Genomic DNA, 3,057 nt, shown 5'->3' on the forward strand with positions numbered 1-3,057 from the left:
GCCAGATGGAGAGATTGTGCGCGGCGTCCAAAGTATCCGGGTGGTCATCGCCGAAGTGGTGCTGCTTGCGAGCGAGGTTATCCTCTGCCAGTTGCCTCGCGTGCTGGTAATCCCCAAGACCCGCCAGAGCGACAGCAAGATTGTTTGCCGAGCCCAGGGTCTTCGGGTGATCTTCGCCGAATATCCGCCGCTGGCGATCGAGGGTATCTTCGGCCAGCTTGCGCGCGCTCCGGTGGTCGCCAAGGCTGATGATCGTTGTGAGCAGGTTTGTTGCCGTACCCAGGGTCTCGGGGCTGTCGTCGCCAAGCAGACGGCGTCGCCGGTCGAGGGTGTCCTTCAGCAATGCCCGTGCCTCGGTGTAGTAGCCGAGCGAGGCCAGCCGAAGCCCGACGTTGTTCGCTACGTTCAGAGTGAAGGCGTGATCGTCGCCGAAAACGCGCCGGGAGCGGCTCAGCGTATCCTCGTCGAGAATTTGGGCCGCCCGATAGTCGCCGAGGTCGGCGAGCCGACAGGCGAGGTTCGATGCCGCGCCTAGGGAGTCGAGGTCGTCATCACCAAGCAGCCGTCGCCGGCGCGCCAGCGTGTCTTCCGCCAAGGTCCGCGCTGACTGATATTGGCCGAGGTCGGCCATAGCCGCGGTGAGCGTGATAGTGATGGTCTGGCTCAAAGAGTGGTCGGCGCCGTGAAGTGTGATCCATCGGTCTCGTGCCGGCTCAGCGAGTTCGCGAGCCGCGAAATTTTGGCCTGCACAGTGGAGATACCAGCAGGTGCGGTCCAGCAGCCGGCGGAATTCGACAGGTTCCGTGAGGTCGTCAGTTGCGGCTAGCTGAGAGGCGACGGCAATGACGTGGGGGGTGAGGGCAGCGAAGACGGGCCAATCGGCGGGGCTTTCCGGCTGGCCGATGCTGGCGGTGGCCAGCAGGGTCAGCGCGGCTTCCAAGGCCGCACGAGTCTGCGTAGTGGTGCGACGGGAGCGCAGCATGGTGTGCACCAGACGGTGGATGTGCAGGCTGGTGCCGGAACGACGGGCGAGGGCATATCGACCGATCACGGCCAGCGCCGTGTGGAGAGCGAGCGGATCGGCTGCGAGCAGTGCCCCTGGGACCGGCTGGGCGGTTCCTGTGGGAAGTGCTGCGAGGGGTACCGGCTCCGGGGCGAGACAGGCCAGTTGGTCGAGCAGGGCGGCGGCGGCGGGATGCTCGCTGGCCAGCCGCTCGTATGCGGTGGCAACCGTTGCAGCGAGCCCCGCGTGGTGAAGCGTCGCGTCGCCGAGCAGCAGCTGCGCGTGGGCGCCCAGATGGTCGATATAGCTGGTGGCGGTCATGCCGCTGGCGGCAAGGAATGCGCCAGCCTGGTCGACGGCGAGGGGCAGATCGCCCAGCACCCGACCGAGCTGATCGGCAGTTGACGTTTCGAGACTGGGGACATGACGGCGCAGTAGTTCGATCGTCTCGTCCCGAGTGAACTCGCCAACCTCGACCAGAGTCGCACCTACGCGGTAAAGGGCTGGATCGCGGCAAGTGACGATCAGCCGGCCGGGCGAAGGTGGCAGAAATTCCGTGACCACTGCGGCATCGGCTGCGTTGTCGTAGACAAGCAGCCAACCTGCGCGGCGGCCCAGTTCCGCCAACGCAGCTCTAGCCCGGCTAGGAATGTCACCAGAGCCGACCTCCATCGAGTCGGCGAGGGCGGCAAGTCCTGCGGTCAATGATGTGCTTGTCTCCGCATCAATCCACCAGACCATCGAATACCGATCGGCAGACCGCCAGACATATTCGACCGCGAGCTGCGTCTTACCCGCTCCACCTAGACCTTGCAAGGCGGAAACCGCGACGGAGCTCGACTCCCCTGAAAATTGATCATTCAACCGAGCGAGCAAGGACTCGCGGCCGGTGAAGAAGAGGTTGCGCGCAGGCACCGGGCCCCAGACGGGCGGCAGACGCCCCGGAAAGGCAATCGGTGGCCCAGAGCGGCCCGCTGGCGGCTTTCCTACCTCGCCGGAGCCAGGAAATGGGAACGGCCCCGACGCTGGTCGGCGCGGGCCTGCCAGTCCTTCCAACAGGCGCGCCCTCGCAGCCGGTTCATCGACGCCATCCAGCTCGATCCGAACAAGGGGATCAAGAAGTGGTGGGAACGTCCCCGGTTCGCATGGCCGTATCTGCACGGGCACGAGATACCCGCCGTCCTGCACCTGGCGCACGATCGCCGCGTCCAACTCGGCCGCGGTCCAGGTACGGGCAAAATACTCTGGACTAGCCAAGGCCAATACTCGAACCGCGCGGCTCAGCGCAGAGTTCATCGCTGCGACGAAGCTGGTACCCGCAGTCCAGTCCCACACGTCCAACTCGACGCTGTATCCGGCATCCAAGAGGGTAACCGCCACCCACTGCGCCCAGTCGGAATCGGGCCCTGCATGCGAGATGAAAAAATCGACTCGCTTCTCCAAGACCTGAGCCCCCCGCGCCTGCGACCACACCCCCAATGGTGCCACACCGTGACTAGCCTGCCACGCAGGCCAACCCCGACCGGCCGCGGCGCCGGCAACCCTGCCGGTCATGCAGGTCGGGAGGTCCGCGGTCGTCCTGGACTCGACCTGGGTGCGGGCGCCCTGGGGCGCCCGCAGGGACACCTCGTACCGCCCCGGCGGGCGGCCCCAGGAGTTGCGTCCCCGGCCGTGCTGCTGCGAGCAGCGGCAGGAGGCACGTCCAGCCGTCGATGGAACTGGGCTGGCCGGCACACCTACTATAGGCCGTCCTCAGCCTCTTGCTATCGGAGCGTGCATGACTTCTCTCGTCGGGTGGGTCGCAGTCGACGCACGTGCACCGTCGTCGTTGTATGTGGCGAGCGATAGCAGGATCACCTGGGGCGGTCCAACACATCGGTGGGACCAGGGAAGGAAAGTGTTCGCCTGTCTCACGAAGGCACACCTGTTCGCATACGTCGGCGCCGTACTCTTCCCTGCGCTCGCGCTCCCAACGATCACCGAAAGAATCGATCGGGGCCTACTCGTTGATGACGGGCGGGGCTGGGCGGTCAACGTCCATGAGGCAGTGCGCC

1 protein-coding gene is annotated in these 3,057 nt (G+C 65.8%); it reads right to left on the reverse strand.

What is annotated here, in order from left to right; genetic code table 11:
* Nucleotides 1–2,557 (reverse strand): FxSxx-COOH system tetratricopeptide repeat protein (gene fxsT / locus U9980_RS26565; protein ID WP_322770436.1); only part of this gene is annotated, 2,557 nt, incomplete at its 3' end.
* Between the last annotated feature and the right edge of the window lie 500 nt (nucleotides 2,558–3,057).

The sequence above is a fragment of the Protofrankia sp. Cr1 genome, assembly GCF_963555865.1.
GTDB lineage: Bacteria > Actinomycetota > Actinomycetes > Frankiales > Frankiaceae > Protofrankia.